We start from the raw sequence: 19468 nt of genomic DNA, 5'->3' as shown, positions 1-19468 counted from the left end.
CGGCCCGGCGCCCCGAACGGCGGCCTGGAGGAAAGACCATGCAGTTCACCGGATCTTATGTCGCGCTGATCACCCCGTTCCGGGCCGATGGCAAAGTGGACGAGCGCGCGTTCCAGGATCTCGTCGCCTGGCAGATCGCCGAGGGCACGGACGGGCTGGTGCCATGCGGCACCACTGGTGAATCGACGACCATGAGCCACGAGGAGCATCGCCGCGTGGTCGAGCTCTGCATCGAGGTCGCCAAGGGCAAGGCCGTGGTCATGGCGGGCACCGGCTCCAACTCGACGGCCGAGGCAATCGAGCTTACGCGCCACGCGGAGAAGGCGGGGGCCGACGCGGCGCTCGTCGTCGTGCCCTATTACAACCGGCCGACCCAGGAAGGCCTCTACCAGCACTACAGGGCGCTGCACGACGCGACCGGCCTGCCGCTCGTCATCTACAACATTCCCGGCCGCGCCGGTGTCGACATGTCGGTCGACACCATGAAGCGCCTGGCAGAGCTGCCGCGCATTGCAGGCGTCAAGGACGCGACCGCCGACCTCGCCCGGCCGATCCGCACCAAGCTCGCCATTCCGGGCGATTTCTGGCAGCTCTCGGGCGAGGACATCACGGCGCTGCCCTTCCGCGCCCAGGGCGGCCACGGCTGCATTTCCGTCACCGCCAACATCGCGCCGCGCGATCTGGCCGAGATGCACCGGGCGTGGGACGCGGGCGATTTCGCGACCGCGGAGCGGATCAACGAGCGTCTGGCGCCGGTGCACGATGCCATGTTCTGCGAGAGCAGCCCGGGCCCCGTGAAGTATGCCGCCTCGCTCCTCGGCCGCAGCGCCCCCAGCGTGCGTCTGCCGCTCGTCGAGCCCGCGGCCGCGTCCAAGGCGCGGATCGAGGCGGCGATGCGCCAAGCCGGCCTGCTGAACTAAGCCGGCCAGCGGCAGAGCGTCAGGAACCAGCCCCGTGGCGTTGCGTCCGACCGACAAGTTCGTCGCCCAGAATCGCAAGGCGCGGCACGATTACTTCATCGACGACACGCTCGAGTGCGGCATCGTGCTGGTCGGCACCGAGGTGAAGTCGCTCAGGAAAGGGCACGCCAGCATCGTCGAGTCGTTCGCGCGCGAAGAGGGCGGCGAGATGTTCCTGGTCAACGCCCATATTCCGGAATACGAGGGCGCCTCGCGCTTCAACCATGAGCCGCGCCGGCCGCGCAAGCTGCTGTTGCACCGCAAGGAAGTGAACAAGCTCCTGGGCGCCATCAAGCGCGAGGGCGTGACGCTCGTGCCGCTGTCGATCTATTTCAACAAGACCGGCCGCGCCAAGGTCGAGCTCGGCCTGGCGCGCGGCAAGCACAAGCACGACAAGCGCGAATCCGAGAAGGCGCGCGACTGGAACCGCGAGAAGGCGCGCATCATGCGCGACAAGCGCGCGGACTGACGGCGTCACGCGTCGCCCTTGAGTTCTTTGGATTTCCGGCGTACAAACCAATCGGTCGGTTTCTTTCTTCGGATTGGCCATGGCGACGAACGCGGTGAGCAGGACCCAGGAGGAGCGGAGCCGCGACATGCGCGCGCTTCTGGTCGAGGCGACGCTCGATTGCCTGCAGGCCGAGGGCTTCCACGGCGCGTCCCTGAGCGTGATCCTGGCGCACGCCGGCGTCTCGCGCGGCGCCTGGGCGCATCATTTCTCGAGCAAGCAGGACCTGATCGCCGCCGCGGCCGAGGCCATGATGGCGGACGCGGCGGCAGCGGCGCGCACGGTGGCGGAGACGCTCGACGGGCACGAGGATCGTTTCATGGCGCTGATCGAGCAGGTCTGGCAGCGCTTCTACTGTGGGCGCCATCGCGACGTGCTGTTCGAGCTGGTCGTTGCCTGCCGCACAGATCGGGCGCTCGCCGACCGGCTCCGGCCCGTCTTCGTCGACCTGATCGAAAGCTTCCGCAGCGCCTGGGGCTCGGCAACCCCCGATGCGACGGGCGGCGGCGATCTCCTGACGCTCACCCTGTTCGTGCTGCGCGGCATGGCGATGCAGGAGATGCTCGCCCAGAGCGCCGACGGCCAGGCACCGCTTCGCCGGTTGTGGACCGGCCTTGCCCGCGACTACCTGCAGGCGCGTCACGAGCGGCCGCTCGGGCGCCCGGCCGGCGGTCCGCCTTTGGGAGCCGTCAGATGAAGACGCTTGCCGAACATATGGCCTTCTACGGCTGCTATCACCGCGATCCGCGCAACCGCATGACCCATTTCATAGGCGTGCCTTCGATCATCTTCGCGATCCTCATCCCCCTGTCGCTGAACGAGATCGCGATCGGCGGGTTCGGCGTCACGCCGGCCGTGATCTGGGCGACGGTGATGGCGCTCTATTACCTGAAGCTCGACCTTGCGATCGGCCTCGCCATGGCGGTGCTGTTCGTGCCGCTGCTCTGGGCCGCGGCCTCGGTCGCGGCCCTCGGCTCCGGCCCCGCGCTCGGCATCGCCGCGGCGGTGTTCGTTGCCGGCTGGATCGTGCAGCTGATCGGTCATTGGTTCGAGGGCAACAAGCCGGCGCTGACGAGCAACCTGTTCCAGACGCTGGTCTCGCCGATTTTCCTCACCGCCGAGCTGTTCTTCGCGCTGGGGCTGAAGCGCCGCCTGCAGGAAGAGGTCGAGCGCCGCATCGTGACGCGAGATTTTCCCGGCGCCGAATTGACGGTCAAAAACGCCCGGCACGCCTGACGACAAGCCGAAACGCAGATCGCGATCGGCCGATTGCGCCGACCGGCGAGACGATCTATCACCCCGACGGCGGCCATCCATGTCGATGGCGCCGCTGTGGCCGACATCGAGGGCGGCCGCTGAGGGGAGGGTGAGAGCATGTACGTCGCGAAGAATTCGACCGCCGCAAGCAAGGCGGAGCGCTATGTCGAGCTGGCCGAGGCGCTGGACGCGTTGCTCGCGGGCGAACCCGATCCCATTGCCAACCTCGCCAACATGTCGGCGCTCGTCATGGACGGGCTCGACGAGCTCAACTGGGCCGGGTTCTATCTGATGCGCGACGGCGAGTTGGTGCTGGGGCCGTTCCAGGGCAAGCCGGCTTGCGTCCGCATCGCCGTCGGCAAGGGCGTCTGCGGCACCGCCGTCCAGCAGGGCAGGAGCGTGCTGGTCGAGGACGTCGACCAATTTCCCGGCCATATCGCCTGCGACGCCGCCTCGCGCTCCGAACTCGTCGTGCCGTTGATCCGGGATGGCGCGATTCTGGGCGTTCTCGACCTGGACAGCCCGCGCCCCGGCCGGTTCGACGCCGCGGACGACGCCGGCTGCAGCCGGCTGGTCGACGTGCTGCTGCGCCACTTGGCCCGCGTTCCCTGATACCCCATGTGCCTGCCGAGGCACGCTTTGAGAAAAGTTTCGCCGGCTGCACCTATAAGTTGGCAGCTTGCCACAAAAGCTTTGGTATGATCCCCCGATGCACCTATTAGTAGCCCCGTGCTTCTCGCGCGGCTCCGTTCTTCATCGCGATTTCCGCAAAGCAGCAAGATTCTTCGATTCCTACCCGGCAATGGGCAGAAGCGGCGTCAGGTTAATTCGCGAACTCCGCTAACCGGTTCGCGTTCACGTTCGGCTTATTTGAATAAAAGTACTCCATAGGGACATTTCGGGGCCTGCTGGATATGCCTGGTAACAGTTTAAGTGTACCGTTAGCACTATCGAGCTTCGACGGCTGCAAGCGTGATTACGCGCGGCATTGGATGGGCCGCTACGCTCAGTCGCTCGTTGACATGCTCGCCTTCGGCACCGCGTTTGTACTCTACAGCTTGTATTTATCTGGCGAGTATAAATTTTCAGCACTTCAGTACATCAGAAGCAGTGCCTCGAGCGGCATGCTGATTTACGCGATTCTTTATGTGATATTTTATCAATTTAAACTAGGTTATGCGTCCAGCGTCTACTTTCTTAAAGAAACGCGCGAGGCAATTGGCATATTATTGTATTTTGTTTTTCTGGACGTGATTTTCTCGGTATTGTTCATCGGGCGTGACGCGCGGCTCTACGACCTGATCCTCAGCTGGGCGATTGTGATCGGGACGCTGGTGCTTTTCCGGATCCTCTATCGTCAGATACTCGTCGCGCTGGGCGTGCGCCGGCCGGTTGTCATCTACGGCACGAGCGCCAATGCCGTGGCAGTGACGAAGACGTTGCTGACCGACCGCTTCATGCTGATCAAGATCATCGGCTACGTGGCGCCTGACAAAAAGCAGCTGTCCGCCGAGGTGCTCAATCAACTCGCGACTCGCCGGGTGATGCAGGTCGAAGAGTTCTTCGCGCGTGAGAACCGGGAGAAGCTCGCCAACGCCACGGTCTATATCGCGCTCGACGACAACCGGGGCAACCTCGGGCCGCTGGTCGATCGCATTTCCGAGAATTTCGACGGTTGCGTCGTGGTGCCGAACCTGCGCGGCGTACCGGCCGATTATTCGCACATCCATCATGTGATGGGCCGGGACTTCATCTTCATTCATCTGAGCGTGGCCCGCACGGTTTTCGTGCGGGCGATGAAGCGCAGCCTCGACGTGATTCTGGCGGCGGCGGCCCTCATCGTCTTCGCGCCGCTTCTCATCATCGTCGCGGCATTGATCTGGTCCGGTGACGGCGCGCCGATCATCTATTCGCAGGAGCGGATCGGCCGGGGCATCAAGCCCTTCAAGTTCTACAAGTTCCGCAGCATGGTTAACAACGCCGATACGATCCTGGCGGAATGGGGCGAGAAGAACCCGGATCTCTACCAGGCTTATGTCGAGAACAATTTCAAGCTGGCGAAGGACCCGCGCGTGACGGGGGTCGGCGCCTGGATCCGCCGCTCCAGCATCGACGAACTGCCGCAGCTCTTCAACGTGCTGCGCGGCGATATGAGCATCGTTGGCCCTCGGCCGATCCTGGAACGGGAGATCGATGCCTACGAAGGTAACTTGGCCCTCTACGGGCGGATGCGGCCCGGCATCACGGGCCTGTGGCAGGTGAGCGGCCGCAGCTCGACCAGCTTTTTCGATCGGGCGACCTATGACGAATGGTATGTCCGCAACTGGTCGATCTGGCTCGACATCGTCATCCTGTTCAAGACGGTCCGCGTCGTCCTGATGCGGAACGGCGCCCACTGACCCGCCACCGGCTTCGGTAGACACATGCGCGCTTGAGCATTGGGCGCCGGCTCAATAGGCTCGACGGCGGGGGCGCCTCGTCCCGGGAAGCGAGGGTGGCGTGGACTGGGATAAGAAATTCAAGGTCCAATACGATTATGCGCGCGCTTGGTTGCAGAACAACGGCGCGTTCGAGTCGGGCTGGCAGGATCTCGTCACAGCGCTCTATGAGCTCATGACGACAACCGGCTTCGACGCCGGGCGGGCCGACAGCCTGGACAAGCTGCGCAAGAAGGTCCAGCAGGGCGCCGCGAAATTCATCGGCCATCATGCCATTCCCGAAAGCCAGGGGATCCTGCAGGCGGTCAAGGCTTGGAGCGACCGGCCGAACGCAACCGTGCTCGACGACGCCTCCAAGATGCGCGCGGCGGCGCTCAAGTTCCTGCGCCATGTCTACCTCGTGAAGAAGTCGGGCAGCCAGACGGTGTGGGTTCACTCCCTGCCGCGGGAGTTCCACGACTGGGCATCGCACCACATCAATCAGTTCACGACGACGCGCGACGCGGTCGAACGGATCCTCGACACCGACAACGAGATCTTCTCGGAGACGCAGAAGAAGTATCTCGCGTCGGCGACCCAGCAGGCGCTGGCCTGGTGTCACCGGACGGCGATGGTCCTGGCCGACGCGGGCAGCCCAGATGCGAAGCGCAGCCGCCTGCGGGAGACCGCGCGCGAGCTGGTCAAGCGCTGGTTCGCCGACCCGGGCACGACGGATAAAGAGCTCGACCAGTTCATCGGCACCCTGACATTCGGCTTCAAGGCGATCATCGCCTGTCTCAACAAGGGCCGCTTCATCCTGACGGACTGGGTATCGCTGCGCGGCGCTACGGCGCCGGGCGATGTCGATTATCGCGACTCGGAGGCCTTCACCTTCTCCGGCTTCGGCGAGGGGCTCGACGTCGTCTATATCGAGCAATCCTTCTTCAAGAAGGACGAGGGCGGCATCGTTCACGGCCAGAAGAACTGGACGCGCATCATCGTCCATGAGCTGAGCCATCTCGTCTCAGCGACCGAGGACGTCAATATCGGCGACTTCCGCTACGCCCACTACGGCATCGGGCCGCACCGCGGCTTTCCGGGCAGTGCGGCGATCCGCAACGCCGACAGCTGGGCGTTCTTCGCCGCGGATTGCGCTGCTGCGCTGACCGAGGGCGAGCGCAGAATGGCGCTCCGGATCCGGTGAGGCGGTTGCCCTTGGTCAGCGTGGCGGTCGCTGTGCTCGCGCTGGGAAGCGCCGCGACCGGCGACCATGGCCGGGCCTATGGTTCGAACGATCGGCCGAGCGGCCCTGCCGCCGCCGACAGGGAGGTACAGATGACCCATCCGCCCGAGGCGAGCCGGCCGGCGCCGCCCGTCGTGCCGCCGGTGTTCTACAAGGGGATCCGCTACGAACAGGACCTGGACAGCGCCCAGCACGGCGGCGATCCGTTGAGCGGCTATCTGATGGCGACTGACACGACGAACGGCGCGCGGCTCTGGATCCTCAAGATCTATCAGGTGGCGCCGCAGAACATACCAGGGCTGCCGACCTTCAACCGCTACTTCAAGCGCTTGTCGCTGGTCCCGGACCGGGATGCGCTCGCGATCGAGGACGAGGCGGGGACGCGCTACCTGGTCGATCTCAGCCGCCGTGCCGTGACCATCGTGTCGCCGCCGCCGGCGCCGGCGCCTGAGACGAAGCCCCTGCCCACGCCGGAGTGAGGGCTCAGAGCTGCCAGCGGCGGAGCGTGCCCGGCAGCGCGCGCGTCCGCCAGATGCCCTTCATGTCCGCGACGAGGCCGCCCGGTCGCACGAGGTCGGCCAAGCGCACCGCCGCCATGTCGCGATAGGCCTGATGCGGCACCGCCGCGACCAGTGCGTCGAAGCCGCGGATCTCGTCCAGATCCGGTTCGAGATCGATGCCGTAGAGTGCCTTGGCCTCGGCCGGGTCGGCCAGCGGGTCGTGCGCCGCGACCTCGGCGCCGGCGGACCTGAGCGTGGCGATGAGATCGGCGACCTTGGAGTTCCGGAGGTCCGGCACGTCCTCCTTGAAGGTCACGCCCAGCACCAGGATTCGCGGCGCGGTGCCGGCCGGCGCCTCGAGCGCCGCCAGGATCGCGCCGGCGACATAGGACGCCATGCCGTCGTTGATGCGCCGGCCAGCCAGGATGATCTCGGGCTCGTGGCCGGCTGCTTGCGCACAATGGGCGAGGTAATACGGATCGACGCCGATGCAATGGCCGCCGACCAGGCCGGGCTTGAACGGCAGGAAATTCCACTTCGTCTGCGCGGCCTCGAGCACGTCGTGGACGCTCAAGCCCAGCCGGTTGAAGATCATCGTCACTTCGTTGATGAAGGCGATGTTGAGGTCGCGCTGCGCGTTCTCGATCGCCTTGGCCGCCTCGGCGGTACGGATCGAGGCGGCGATGAAGGTGCCGCCGGACGTGATGCGGCCGTAGATCCGCGCGAGTTCGTGGGCGATTTCCGGCGTCTGCCCCGCCACGACCTTGGTGATCCGGTCGACGGTGTGAACCCGATCGCCCGGATTGATCCGCTCGGGCGAATAGCCGAGGAAGAAATCCCGCCCTGCCTTGAGCCCGGACGCGCGTTCCAGCGTGGGGCCGCACAGGTCTTCGGTGACGCCCGGATAGACCGTGCTCTCGAATACCACGACAGCACCTGGCCTGAGCGCCCGGCCGACCGTGGCACAGGCGGCGAAGAGCGCCTGTAGGTCCGGCTCGTTCGTCGCCGTGACCGGCGTCGGCACCGTGACGATATGCACGGTTGCGTCGGCGAGCCGCTCCGGCTTCGCCGTCACCTCGAGCGCGCTCTCGACGAGGGCGCCGGGCTCGACCTCACCGGTCCGGTCCTCGCCGCGCCGGATCGCGGCAACGCGTTCCGGATCGATGTCGAAGCCGATGACGCGGTAGTACCGGGCGAGCGCCACTGCGAGCGGCAGGCCGACATAGCCGAGGCCGATGACGGAGATGATTGGCGTGTCGATCATGAAGACGTGCCGGTCATGACGATGGTGTGGGTGCGCAGCCGCTGTCGGTCGGCGTGGAGGAGGGCAGCAGGGCCGCGCTGCGGCCGGTCAGCCGATAGATCAAGAGACCGATCCATTCGTGGAAGGAATTGTCGAGCAGCTCGATGCTCTCGGCGAGATCGTTATCGAGAAACAAGTGTGCCGTCCTGGTTCGGTAGTCCGTCGGCCAGGGGATGACCGGGAAACCGACCTGCTGCGCGATCGACACCGCCCGCGGCATGTGCATCGCGCCGGTCAAGAGCACCCAATGCTCTCCGGGCTTGGGGGCCACGATGGCCTTGGCGTTCCGGAAATTCTCCCAGGTATCGCGCGATTGTGTCTCGAAGATGAGGCGGTGGGGATCGACGCCAGCCTCTGCGAAGAGCGCCGCAGCCACGTCTGTCTCGTGGGTCCCTTCCGGGTCCCAGGCGCCGCTGCCGGCCGCGACGATCAGGCGCGCGTCGGGGAAACGGCGCAGCAGGTCGATGGCGGCGAAATACTTGCCCGACCGGGTCAGCAGGATCGGTTGGTCTCGATCGCGCGACAGTTTCGGCGCCTCGCCGCCGCCGAGCAGGATGATGCCGTCGATCCGGCACAGCGGCGGGTTGGCGGGAAAGCGGTTTTCAAGCGGCTGCGCCAGGAGCTGGATCGTGCCGGGCAGGCCGATCGCGGCAAGTACCACCGGCACGACCACGAGCCAGCGACCGACTCGATAATGCCGGGTGAACAGCAGCGCCGACCCGACGACAAGCAGGATCAACGCGAAATGGCTGGGCGTGGCGACGAAGCTGAACAGCTTGGCGAGCACGAAGAACATTCAGCCGGTCGCCTTTCCCGCTCGCTTGCGTCTCAGAGGCGGCCGCCCGCGTCGCGGATCCTGCCGATCGTCCCGGTCGTGCTCTGTCCGGCCTCGAGCTCGGCCAGCACGACCTTGCCGCCATAGGACTGCACGACGTCGGCGCCCACGACCTGGTCGATGCGATAGTCGGCGCCTTTGATGAGCACGTCGGGCTTCAACGCCTCGATCATGGCGAGCGGCGTGTCCTCGGCGAACAGCACGACCAGGTCGACGGCGCCGATCGACGCCATGACCGTGGCGCGCGCGACCTCGTTCTGGATCGGCCGTTCCGGTCCCTTGAGCCGCTTGACCGAGGCGTCGGTGTTGAGCCCGACGATCAGCCGGTCGCAGGCGGCGCGCGCGTGGCCCAACAAGCGGACATGGCCCGGGTGGATCAGGTCGAAGCAGCCGTTGGTGAAGCCGACGCGCAGGCCGGCGGCGCGCCAGCGCGCGACCTGGTCGAGCGCGCCGCTCAAGGTCGCGATCTTGCGGTCGGTCTCGATGAGCGCGCCCAGATGCAGGCCCTGCGATAGTTCCGTCGGTGTCACGCATTCGGTGCCGGCCTTGCCGACGACGATGCCGGCCGCGGCGTTGGCGAGCTCGGTCGCCTCGACCAGGTCGGCACCGGCGGCGAGTGCCACCGCAAGGCACGAAACCAGCGTGTCGCCGGCACCCGACACGTCGAACACCGAACGCGCCAGCGTCGGCAGATGCACGGCGGTGCCGTCCTTCGGAATGATCGAGACGCCGTGCGCGCCGCGCGTCACCACGACGGCGCCGGCCTCGGCGGTCGCGAGCGCCGCGCGGCCCGCCTGTTCGGTCGTGGCGTCGTCGCGGCAGTCGATGCCGGTCGCCTGGGTGATCTCGAGCCGATTCGGCTTCAGCACGTCGACGTGCCGATAGCGTGTGAAGTCCCGGCTCTTCGGATCGGCGATGACGCGCTTGCCCGCCGCGTGTGCCGCGGCGATGGCGCCGGTCAGCACGGCGTCGCTCAGCACGCCCTTGGAATAGTCGCTGAGGATGACGAGGTCGCATTCGGCAAGCGCTTCGCGGAAGCGCGCCAAAACGGCGTCGGCGGCGGCGCCCGCGACCGGCCGGGCGATCTCCTCGTCGACGCGCAGCAGCTGCTGCGCGCCGGAGACGAAGCGGGTCTTGCGCGTCGTCGGGCGATCGCGGTCGATCACCAGCCGGCCGTCGATCTGGCTGCCCTCCGTCTCGGCCAGGGCGGCCGCGACCTGGCGGCCGGCCTCGTCGTCGCCCACGGCGCCGATCAGGACCGCGCGCGCGCCCAAGGCCGCGACGTTGCGGGCGACATTGCCGGCGCCGCCCAGCATTTCCCGCCGCTTGTCGATCCGCAGCACCGGGATCGGCGCTTCCGGCGACACGCGCTCGACATGGCCGTAGACATAGGCGTCGAGCATGACGTCGCCCAGCACCAGGATCGTGCAGCCGGTGAACCGATCGATCCGGTCCAAAAGGGGATTGACCGAGGTCATGCGCTACACCAGCCCGAGCTCGGTTTCGAGCGCACCACACAGCAGGTGGCCGATCAGGATATGGACCTCCTGGATGCGCCGCGTGCTCTGGGCCGGGACGATGAGCGGGATGTCGGCGAGCGTCGGCATGACGCCGCCGTCGCGGCCGGTGAACGCCGCCGTCACCATGCCCATGGCGCGTGCGGTCTTGAGTGCGGCGACCACGTTCGGGCTCGTGCCCGACGTCGTGATGCCGATGACCACGTCGCCCGGCTTGCCGAGAGCGGCCACCTGGCGGGCGAAGATCTCGTCGAAGCCCAGGTCGTTGCCGGCCGCGGTCAGGGCCGAGCTGTCGGTCGTGAGCGCGATCGCGGCGATCGGCGCGCGATCCTTGATGTAGCGGATAGTGAGCTCGGTCGCGATGTGCTGGGCGTCGGCGGCACTGCCGCCGTTACCGAACAGCATGATCTTGTTGCCGCCGCGGATGGCGGCGACTGAGGCGGCGAGCAGCTTGGAGAAGGGGACGGCCAAACTTTCGCGGGCCGCCTGAACGGCCTGAAAATGATCCTCGAACTCTTCGAGGAAATAGCCCATTGATGCCACGCTGATCGCGCTCCAAACTTGAGGTCGGCTGCCGGTCGATATACACGCTGGTTCGCTGGCGATCTACAACCGGTCAATCCGCAGCCATGCCATGGTGGGGCTGCGTGCCATCTTTGCCGCGGGGAGGGACATGGTGGGCAGGGTCGCAACAGTGCTTCGGATCGCGTCTCTCGCCTGTCTCGTGTCGGCTCCCAGCGTCCTCGCGGCGGACCGGCCCTTGCCGGCCTCGGTCGAGCGCGCGCTGGATCGGGCGATCGACGGCGGCGATCCGGAGGCGATCGGCCAGCTGGTCGGCGGCAATCCCATGATCGGGGTCGAGATCGTCGTCATCGCGGTTACCAAACGACCCGACCTTGCGGCGCGCATCGCGGCCGCTGCCGCCGGTAACGCGCCCGAAATTGCGCCGCAGCTCGCCGGTGCGGCGGCCGTTGCCAGCCCGACCTCGGCGGCCCAGATCGCGACGGCGGTTTCGGTCGTGGTGCCGGCCGCCCGGCCGGCCGTGGCGGACGCGGTTGTCGGCACGCTCCCGCCCGACGACCGGATGACGGCTGGAATGCGCGTGCATTCCGCGATCGGCGCCGTCCGGATGCCGTCGCTTGAGGATCCGCGGTAGCTGGCTGTCCCCGTCGTTGCGTTCGCGCCGCGGCGCCGATTATCCTTCGCCGCCATGCGCTTCCAGATGACGCCGCCCCATCATCCATCCATTCCGGCCCTGGCCGGCGGGGCGGCCGTCGTGCACTGCCCGAATTGCTCGGCTGAGGTTAACCAGCGCTTCTGTGGTCATTGCGGCCAGAGCCGGCACGATCACAGCCGCTCGCTTGTCGAGATCGTTCGCGAGCTGATCGAGCATCACCTGTTCCTAGACGGCAAGATGATGATGACGCTGGCCGCGCTGCTGTTCCGCCCGGGCGTGCTGACGCGCGCCTTCATCGAGGGGCGACGGGTGCGCTTCGTCTCGCCGATCCGGCTCTACCTGTTTGCGAGCTTCGCCTTCTTCCTGACGCTCTGGCTGTCCGGCTTCGCCATGATCCAGTTCCATATCCCGCAGCAGGCGCTGGCGGCGCTCGCGGAGGGAAGCGCGTGGCAGGAGCCGGTGCCCGGGACAGCGCAATCCGACGGGCCGGTGCACTCCGACGGTCCGGTCATCGAGTTCCTGCGCCCGTCGCGTGACGGCGAGCCTTTGTCGGATGCGGTCCGCGCGCATCTCAAGCTCGACAGCGATATCGCCAAGGATTCGGCCGATGCGCAGAAGCTCGCTGATTTCACGCAGCGGCTGACCGATGGGTTCTCGCTGATGCTGGCCCATCCGCGTGCGCTCAACCCGGTGCTGGATGAATGGCTGCCGCGCCTGTTCATCGTGACCCTGCCGTTCACGGCCTTGCTGCTGGCGGTCTTCGGCCGCGGGCGCGGGCTCTATTTCGTCGACCACGTCGCCTTCGCGCTGCATTGGCAGGCGTTCCTGTTCGTGGCTGGATTCCTGGTGATCGGCGTTAGGCTCGCCTGGCCCGGGTTGGCGCTCGGCTGGCCCTTGTTCCTGATCTTCTCGGTCTACAGCTATTTGGCCTATCTCAGGACCTATCCCGGCCATTGGCTCTGGGCTGCGGTCAAGCTCGGCGTCATCGGCAGCATTTACGGCCTCAGCCTGGTGATCGACGTGTTTGCCCTGCTGGTCTACGGCGTCTCGACATTGCCGGGCGGAGCCTGAACGCGGCGGCACTCTGATCCTGTCGCGGTGCAGGCGCGACCAGGCGGCGGAATACGAGCGCCTAGGTCGAGCGGCGGAATGGCGGTAGCATGGGATTGCGGAGCCCTTGGCCGCTCTGGGGCCGCACCGGACATCACGATCAGCGATGGGAGGACGCAACATGGCGTACCATCTGGAGGGACGTCTGCTCGAGGTCTGCGATTGCCGTGTGCTGTGCCCGTGCTGGATCGGTGAAGACCCCGATAACGGCACCTGCGATTCGGCGCTCGCCTATCACTTCGACCTGGGCCAGATCGAGGGGGTCGATGTCGCCGGGCGGACTATCGCGCTCGTCTCGCATATACCGGGCAATGTCCTCGCCGGCAATTTCCGGGTCGCGGTCTATATCGATGACGGCGCCTCCGACGCGCAGCAGGAGGCGCTGCTCAAGGTCTATACCGGGCAGCTCGGCGGGCCGGTCGCCGAACTGGCCAAGCTGGTGGGCGAGGTCGTCGGCGTCGAGCGTGTACCCATCACGTTTGAGGTCGATGGGGGCCGCGGCACGATGAAGATCGGCGAGGTCAGCTCGGCGGAGCTGGAGCCCTACCTGGGCCCCGACGGGTCTACGACGGTGCTCGCCAACACGATCTTCTCCACGGTGCCGGGTGCGCCGGTGTTCGTCGGCAAGGCAACGCATTACCGCTCGAAGCACGCGGCCCTCGGCCATGATCTGGCACTCACCGGACACAACGCCCTGCAAAGCACCTTCGTCTTCGACGCTTGATCACACCGCGAGGCGCCGATGCGGGGCTTGAGGCGCGCCGACTGGTTCGTGCCGATCATGGGCGGCCTGATCGGCACGGCCTGGATCGCGCTCCTGCTGTGGGAGCAGAGCCCCTATGGCCGCTATCTCGATCACGGCCGGTGGACGGAGATCGGCTTCGCCGCCCAGATCTGCCGGGCGCTGCCGGCCGGTGACGCACTTCTGCCGGGTCTGCTCTATGCCGGCGGCTGGCTGCTGATGGTCGCGGCCATGATGCTGCCGACGACCCTGCCGTTGCTGCGGCACTTCAATGCGCTGGTGGCGCAACGCTCGACCTCCTGGGAACTGGTGGCCCTGCTCATCGCCGGCTATCTCTTGGCCTGGTCGGGCTTCGGCCTCGCCGCGCATCTCCTCGATCTGGCTGTGCACGGGGCCGTGCAGCGAACGCCATGGCTGATCGGGCACGGCTGGCTCATCGGCAGCGGGGTGCTGGCGGCGGCCGGCGCATTCCAGTTCACGACGCTGAAATATCGCTGTCTCGATCGATGCCGTACGCCACTGGGCTTCATCATCCAGCACTGGCACGGCCTGGCACCCCGGCGCGAGGCGTTCCGGCTGGGGCTGCATCATGGGATCTTCTGCGTCGGGTGCTGCTGGGCGCTGATGCTGCTGATGTTCGTCGTGGGCACCGGCAATGTCGGCTGGATGCTCCTGCTCGGCGCGATCATGGCGGTCGAGAAGAACGCCGCCTGGGGCCGGCGCCTCGGCCGTCCACTCGGCATGGTCCTGATGGGCTGGGCCGCGCTGATCCTTGCCGCGAACCTCGTGGCCTGAGCGTCGTGCCCGTGGTCTAGTCCGTCTCGACGTTGCCCGGTGGAGTCTGCGGGATCGGGATCTCGTCGAGCATCTTCAGGCGATATCCGACACCGGTCTCGGTCACGACATAGATCGGCCGGTCGGGCTGCGGCTCGATCTTCTGGCGCAACAGCCGGATGAAGGCGCGCAGATACTGCACGTCCTCGGCATTGGCCGTGCCCCAGACCTCCTGCAACAGAAAGCGGTGGGTCAGCACCTTGCCCGCGTGGGTCGCGAGCATGCGCAGGATGTCGAACTCCTTGGGGCTCAATTTGATCGGCTCGCCGGCGCGGCTGACCAGCCGCTGCACCAGGTCGATACGCAAGTCGCCGGTCACGATGGCTGCGGCCACGCCCTGGACGTGCAGGCGGTGCCGAAGTGCCGCGCGCACGCGCGCCGTCAGCTCCTCCATGCCGAACGGCTTGGTGATGTAGTCGTCGGCGCCAAGGTCGAGCGCCTCGACCTTGACCTTCTCATCGGACCGGCTCGACAGCACGACAATCGGCAGCGCGCTCGCGTCCGTGTCGCGCAGCCGCCGGATGACCTCAATGCCGTCGATGTCGGGCAGGCCCAGGTCCAGGATCATGAGGTCGGGCTTCTCGCGCTGGGCGAATTTCAGCGCCTCGGCGCCGTCGACCGCCTCGATCACTTCGTAGTTCTGCGCGGTCAGGCTGGTGCGCAAGAAGCGGCGGATTTGCGGCTCGTCGTCGACGATCAGCACACGGGCATTGCTAGACTTCATGGTCGGCTCCGACCAGCAGCTCGACGCTTGCGGCGAGCGCTTTGGGGAAGGTGATGCGAAGGATGGCGCCGGCCCGATCGGTCCGGTTGGTCGCGGTGATCCGGCCGCCGAGCGCTTCGACGAAGCCCCGGCAGATCGCGAGGCCGAGGCCCGTGCCGGCGCGCTGCCGATCGCCCTGGCGGACGCGGTAGAACTTGTCGAACACGCGTTCGAGCGCGTCCTGCGGAATGCCGGGGCCTTCGTCGACGACGTCGATCACGATCTCATCGTCGTTGTGCCTGGCCTCGAGCTTGACCGTGGTGCCGACGGGCGCGTATTTCGCGGCATTGTCGAGCAAATTGACCAGCACCTGCTCCATCAGCACGGCGTCGAGCTTCACCATGGGCAGGTCGACCGCAAGATCGATCTCGACCCGGTGGCCGTGCATGATCTTGGCCGTGCGGTCGAGCGCGGTGCCGACGATTTCGCTCATGTCGACATAGTCGCTCTTGAGCTCCAATGCGCCCGATTCGAGCCGCGTCATGTCGAGCAGGTTGCCGACGAAGCGGTTCAAGCGCTCGGCCTCGTCCTGCACGGTCGCCATCAGCTCGCCGCGCGTCTCGGCGCCATAGCGCTCGCCGTAGCTCCGGAGCGACGTGATGGCGCCGATGATCGAGGCGAGCGGCGTCCGGAGGTCATGGGAGATCGAGGTGAGGAGGGCGGAGCGCAGCCGTTCCGTCTCGGCCAGAAGGCGCGCCTCGTCGATATCCTCGGCGAGCCGGGTCCGCTCGATGGCAATGGCCGCCTGGTCGGCGAGCGCGTCCAGAAGGCGGCGCTCGTCGGGCGTCAGCAGAGGGCCGGGCGCGTCCCGGTCGATGCCGATGACGCCCACGGCGCCGCGGCCGGTCCGGAGCGGCAGGAACAGGCGCTTGCCGCCCGGCAGCGTATCGGAACCGCGGCCGGCTGGGTGGTTCCGGTCCCAGGTCCAGCGCGCCGCCGCGAAATCCGCGTCGTCGAGCTCGTCCTCCGGCGGATATCCCGCGCGCACCTCGAGCCGGCCGTCGCCGTCCGGCAGCAGCATGACGACGCGGACCTTGAGCATGAAGGCGACCTGATAGGCCGTCGCCCAGAGCACGTCGTCGAGCGTTGCCGTGCCGGCGAGCTTGCGCGAGAAGGCATAGAGCTCGGCCGTCGTGTTGGCGCGCCGGGCCGCCGTGATCGCCTGGTCGCGGGTGCGCGAGGCGAGGTTGGAGGCGATCACCGCCACGATCATGAAGGCGACGAGCGCCAGCACGTTCGCCGGATCGGCGATGGTGAAGGTGTAGAGCGGCGGCAGGAAGAAGAAGTTGTAGGCGAGCACGCTCAGGAGGGCGGCGAACAGCGACGGGCCAAGCCCGGACGTCACCGCCGCGAACAGCACGGCCGTCAAGAAGACGAGCGAGATGTTCGGCAGGGGCAGGGGCAGCACCTGGTCGATGCCGAGCCCGGCACCGAGTGCGGCCGCAACCGCGATCGCCGAGCGCCAATAGGGCTTGGGATCGAACGGGCGCGGCGCTGCCTTGGTCTCGAGCTCGTCGCCGTCGGTGCGCTCGCCGATCGGGTCGCCCGCCATGACGTGGATCGAGATCGAGCCGGCGCGGCGGACCAGGTCGTGGACGACCGAGCCGTGCAGGATCTCGAACCAGCGTGAGCGGTCGGACTTGCCGATGATGATCTGGGTGATGTTGTTGGCCTGGGCATAGCCGATCAACTGATCGACGACGCGGCTGCCGGGAATGGTGGCGAGATCGGCGCCCAACTTCTCGGCGAGGCGCATGTGGTCGGCGACGCGGTTGCGCTCGGGCTCGGTCAGCCGCGCCGAGCGTGGCCCCTCGACATAGATCGCGGTCCATTTGACGCGCAGCCGGTCGGCGACGCGGCGGGCGTAGCGGATGAGGCCAGGGGTGTTCGGCGCCTCGCTGATGCAGACCATGATGCGCTCGCCCGCGGCCCAGGGGCCGCTGATCGCATGCTCGCGCATGTAGCTCAGCATCTGGTCGTCGACCCGCTGCGCCGTCCGGCGCAGGGCGAGCTCGCGCAGCGCCGTCAGATTGCCGGGCGAGAAATAATGCTTGAGCGCGCGCTGCGCCTGGTCGCGGACATAGACCTTGCCCTCGCGCAGCCGCTCCATCAGGTCTTCGGGCGTGAGGTCGATCACCTCGATCTCGTCGGCCTTGTCGAGGAAACTGTCGGGCAGCGTCTCGCGCACGCGGATGCGGGTGATCTGCGCCACGACGTCGTTCAGGCTTTCGACATGCTGGATGTTGAGCGTCGTATAGACGTCGATACCGGCCGTGAGCAGCTCGTCGACGTCGAGATAGCGCTTGGCGTGCCGGCTGCCCGGGGCGTTGGTATGGGCAAGCTCGTCGACCAGCACCAGCTTCGGTCGGCGCTTCAGAATTGCGTCGAGGTCCATCTCGTCGAGCTGGCGGCCGCGGTATTCGACCTGGCGGCGCGGGATGACCTCCAGGCCTTCGACGAGGGCCGCCGTCTCGCTGCGGCCGTGGGTCTCGACGATGCCGACGACGACGTCGACGCCTTCCTGATGGCGCTTCTGCGCCGTCTTCAGCATCTCGTAGGTCTTGCCGACGCCGGGGGCGGCGCCGAGGAAGATCTTGAGGCGTCCGCGCCCTTCCTTCTCCGCCGCGGCGAGCAGGGCTTCGGGATCGGGTCTCTGGTCGCGGTCGGCGGGGTCGGACATAAGGGAATTTTATCTCAAACCGAGCCGCTTAGGTGAGATACCGGCCGGTATGGTTCGAGACATGCGCGAAGGCGCATGAAAATACGAGACGGCATTCCGCCGTCCCGCATCAAAATCCCATCAAAAGCCTGGTCCGGCTTATTGGTAATCCTCGCTGCCGCGCGCCTGGCGCGGGCGGGTGGCCGCAGGCGCAACGGTGACATGCAGATCCTGGACCGAGCCGCGCCGGTCGACGGTCAGGGTCACGTCCTGGTCGACGCGGGCAAGCGCGATGCGGTTCACCACGCTCATCCAGTTGCGCACCGGCTCGTGATCGACCGCAACGATGACGTCGCCGGTCTTGACGCCCGCCTGGTCGGCCGGCGAGCCCGGCTCGATCGCGGTCACGACGCCGCCGTCGATCCGGCCCGTGCCGAGGCCGCGTGCGATCTCCGCGGTCATGTCCTGGCCGCTCACGCCGATCCGGCCGTGCTCGACCGAGCCGTAGCGCAGCAGCTGTTCCATGATCGACTTGGCCATGTTGATCGGCACGGCGAATCCCACGCCGACGTTGCCGCCGGCCGGCGCCAGGATCGCGGTATTGATGCCGATGAGCCGGCCTTTGAGATCGACCAGCGCGCCACCGGAATTGCCGGGATTGATTGCTGCGTCGGTCTGGATGAAATCCTCGAAGCCTTCGATGCCGAGGCCCGAGCGGCCCAAGGCCGAGATGATGCCGGAGGTGACCGTCTGGCCGAGCCCGAACGGGTTGCCGATCGCCAGCACGAAGTCGCCGACCTCGCTCTTGTCGCTGTCGCCCATGGGGACGGCCACGAGATTGTCGGCCTTGATCTGCAGCACGGCGATGTCGGTCTGCGGGTCGCGTCCGACCAGTCGGGCGCGGATCGTCCGACGGTCGCGAAGCGTCACGTCGATGACGTCGGCGTTCTCGACCACGTGGTTGTTGGTCAGCACATAGCCCTTCTCGGCGTCGACGATGACGCCCGAGCCGCTCGCCTGGGTCCGGCGTTCGACCGGCCCGTTCGGAAGGTTGAAGAATTGCCGGAAGAACGGGTCGGCCAAGAGCGGGTTGTTGACGCGGACCCGGCCCTGCACGGCGATGTTGACCACGCCCGGCGTCACCTGGCGCAGCACGGGGGCAACCGTCGGTGCCGGCCCGTCGGGTGCGCTCGGAAACGCGGCGAACGCTGGGGTGCCGGCGACGAGAATGGCGCCGAGCGCAAAGCCGGCGAGAAGCCGGCGCGGAAACTCAGTCATAAAGCGAGGCCTTCAAACCGATTGAGCGTTCACGGGAGTGAACGTCTCGGGCCACCGTTAGGCTCCTGTCAAGCCATCGCGTTGTCGCGATTGCGCGTGCGGGGCGGGCGGGCGCTCGGGCAAGGCGGCGCCGAGACGAGCGATCGAGGCCGCGACCTCCCGTAAGAGCGCTCCGCCATTACGGGCGAAACCGGCGGCCTCTTGCCGCGTCGGCAGTTTTTGCCGGATCGAATTGGGCCCCCGGGCAGCTCCGGTGCGAGCCCACGTCAGGCGCCCTCTTGGAATTCCAATACAGATCAATGGCTTGCTTTGATGTTTCGGCGCGGCCCGGAACTTGCCACGTCGCTGCCTGAGATTGCGCGGCAT

The 19468-nt window shown here is 67.0% G+C and carries 19 protein-coding genes; 12 read left to right on the top strand and 7 right to left on the bottom strand.

Translation table 11 applies throughout. The annotated features are described in order from the left end of the window. Positions 1-38: 38 nt before the first annotated feature. From dapA to IEY58_RS18255, 8 genes are all read left to right on the top strand, one after another. Positions 39-920 carry a 4-hydroxy-tetrahydrodipicolinate synthase gene (gene dapA / locus IEY58_RS18290; RefSeq protein WP_189048365.1) on the top strand — a complete coding sequence of 294 codons (882 nt, stop codon included), beginning with the start codon at positions 39-41 and terminating at the stop codon, positions 918-920. A gap of 34 nt (positions 921-954) precedes the next feature. Beyond that, the gene (smpB, locus tag IEY58_RS18285; protein WP_189048363.1) at positions 955-1428 is read left to right on the top strand and encodes an SsrA-binding protein SmpB; all 474 of its coding nucleotides are present in this window, start codon (positions 955-957) and stop codon (positions 1426-1428) included. A gap of 79 nt (positions 1429-1507) precedes the next feature. Beyond that, positions 1508-2164 carry a TetR/AcrR family transcriptional regulator gene (locus IEY58_RS18280; protein ID WP_189048361.1) on the top strand — a complete coding sequence of 219 codons (657 nt, stop codon included), beginning with the start codon at positions 1508-1510 and terminating at the stop codon, positions 2162-2164. Further along, complete coding sequence (locus IEY58_RS18275) at positions 2161-2703, top strand: Mpo1 family 2-hydroxy fatty acid dioxygenase (protein WP_189048359.1); 543 nt, start codon at positions 2161-2163, stop codon at positions 2701-2703. Before IEY58_RS18280 ends, IEY58_RS18275 begins: the two co-directional genes overlap by 4 nt. 138 nt (positions 2704-2841) lie before the next feature. Continuing rightward, positions 2842-3336, top strand: coding sequence for a GAF domain-containing protein (locus IEY58_RS18270; protein ID WP_189048357.1), 495 nt, complete (start codon positions 2842-2844; stop codon positions 3334-3336). A 380-nt stretch (positions 3337-3716) separates the two neighbouring features. Continuing rightward, entirely contained in the window at positions 3717-5123 is a 1407-nt protein-coding gene (locus IEY58_RS18265) for an exopolysaccharide biosynthesis polyprenyl glycosylphosphotransferase (RefSeq protein WP_189048355.1), read from the top strand. 100 nt (positions 5124-5223) lie between these two features. Then, the gene (locus tag IEY58_RS18260) at positions 5224-6345 is read left to right on the top strand and encodes a M35 family metallo-endopeptidase (RefSeq protein ID WP_189048353.1); all 1122 of its coding nucleotides are present in this window, start codon (positions 5224-5226) and stop codon (positions 6343-6345) included. Positions 6346-6476: 131 nt separating this feature from the next. After that, positions 6477-6863, top strand: coding sequence for a hypothetical protein (locus IEY58_RS18255; protein WP_189048351.1), 387 nt, complete (start codon positions 6477-6479; stop codon positions 6861-6863). Between the two features lie 4 nt (positions 6864-6867). Here the strand turns inward: IEY58_RS18255 and IEY58_RS18250 are convergent, their stop codons facing one another. From IEY58_RS18250 to IEY58_RS18235, 4 genes are read right to left on the bottom strand one after another with little or no spacing between them, the layout of a single operon-like run. After that, positions 6868-8148, bottom strand: a complete 1281-nt coding sequence (locus tag IEY58_RS18250; protein ID WP_189048349.1) for a nucleotide sugar dehydrogenase — start codon at positions 8146-8148, stop codon at positions 6868-6870. A 13-nt stretch (positions 8149-8161) separates the two neighbouring features. After that, positions 8162-8983 (bottom strand): YdcF family protein, encoded by an 822-nt coding sequence (locus IEY58_RS18245; protein ID WP_189048347.1) that lies wholly within the window; start codon positions 8981-8983, stop codon positions 8162-8164. Positions 8984-9015: 32 nt separating this feature from the next. Further along, complete coding sequence (gene rfaE1, locus IEY58_RS18240) at positions 9016-10500, bottom strand: D-glycero-beta-D-manno-heptose-7-phosphate kinase (RefSeq protein ID WP_189048345.1); 1485 nt, start codon at positions 10498-10500, stop codon at positions 9016-9018. A gap of 3 nt (positions 10501-10503) precedes the next feature. Next, a complete protein-coding gene (locus IEY58_RS18235; protein WP_189048548.1) occupies positions 10504-11073 on the bottom strand; it encodes a D-sedoheptulose 7-phosphate isomerase in 570 nt (189 codons plus the stop codon). Positions 11074-11212: 139 nt separating this feature from the next. Here IEY58_RS18235 and IEY58_RS18230 point away from each other — a divergent pair, with 139 nt between their 5' ends. The 4 genes from IEY58_RS18230 (at position 11213) to IEY58_RS18215 (ending at position 14363) form a co-directional block, all read left to right on the top strand. Continuing rightward, positions 11213-11695, top strand: coding sequence for a hypothetical protein (locus IEY58_RS18230; protein WP_189048343.1), 483 nt, complete (start codon positions 11213-11215; stop codon positions 11693-11695). A 66-nt stretch (positions 11696-11761) separates the two neighbouring features. Then, positions 11762-12787 carry a DUF3667 domain-containing protein gene (locus IEY58_RS18225; protein ID WP_189048341.1) on the top strand — a complete coding sequence of 342 codons (1026 nt, stop codon included), beginning with the start codon at positions 11762-11764 and terminating at the stop codon, positions 12785-12787. A gap of 160 nt (positions 12788-12947) precedes the next feature. Beyond that, on the top strand, positions 12948-13550 hold the full coding sequence (locus IEY58_RS18220) for a DUF1326 domain-containing protein (RefSeq protein WP_189048339.1): 603 nt from the start codon (positions 12948-12950) through the stop codon (positions 13548-13550). An 18-nt stretch (positions 13551-13568) separates the two neighbouring features. Beyond that, positions 13569-14363, top strand: a complete 795-nt coding sequence (locus tag IEY58_RS18215) for a DUF2182 domain-containing protein (RefSeq protein WP_189048337.1) — start codon at positions 13569-13571, stop codon at positions 14361-14363. Positions 14364-14379: 16 nt separating this feature from the next. Here the strand turns inward: IEY58_RS18215 and IEY58_RS18210 are convergent, their stop codons facing one another. The 3 genes from IEY58_RS18210 to IEY58_RS18200 all read right to left on the bottom strand — a co-directional run bounded on the left by IEY58_RS18210 (position 14380) and on the right by IEY58_RS18200 (position 19102). Then, on the bottom strand, positions 14380-15126 hold the full coding sequence (locus IEY58_RS18210) for a response regulator (RefSeq protein ID WP_189048335.1): 747 nt from the start codon (positions 15124-15126) through the stop codon (positions 14380-14382). Next, positions 15116-17845, bottom strand: coding sequence for a sensor histidine kinase (locus tag IEY58_RS18205; RefSeq protein ID WP_189048334.1), 2730 nt, complete (start codon positions 17843-17845; stop codon positions 15116-15118). Before IEY58_RS18205 ends, IEY58_RS18210 begins: the two co-directional genes overlap by 11 nt. Positions 17846-17983: 138 nt before the next feature. After that, the gene (locus tag IEY58_RS18200; protein ID WP_189048332.1) at positions 17984-19102 is read right to left on the bottom strand and encodes a trypsin-like peptidase domain-containing protein; all 1119 of its coding nucleotides are present in this window, start codon (positions 19100-19102) and stop codon (positions 17984-17986) included. Between the last annotated feature and the right edge of the window lie 366 nt (positions 19103-19468).

Source organism: Aliidongia dinghuensis (genome assembly GCF_014643535.1).
Taxonomy (GTDB): domain Bacteria; phylum Pseudomonadota; class Alphaproteobacteria; order ATCC43930; family CGMCC-115725; genus Aliidongia; species Aliidongia dinghuensis.
This window is presented reverse-complemented; position numbering and strand designations above follow the sequence as displayed.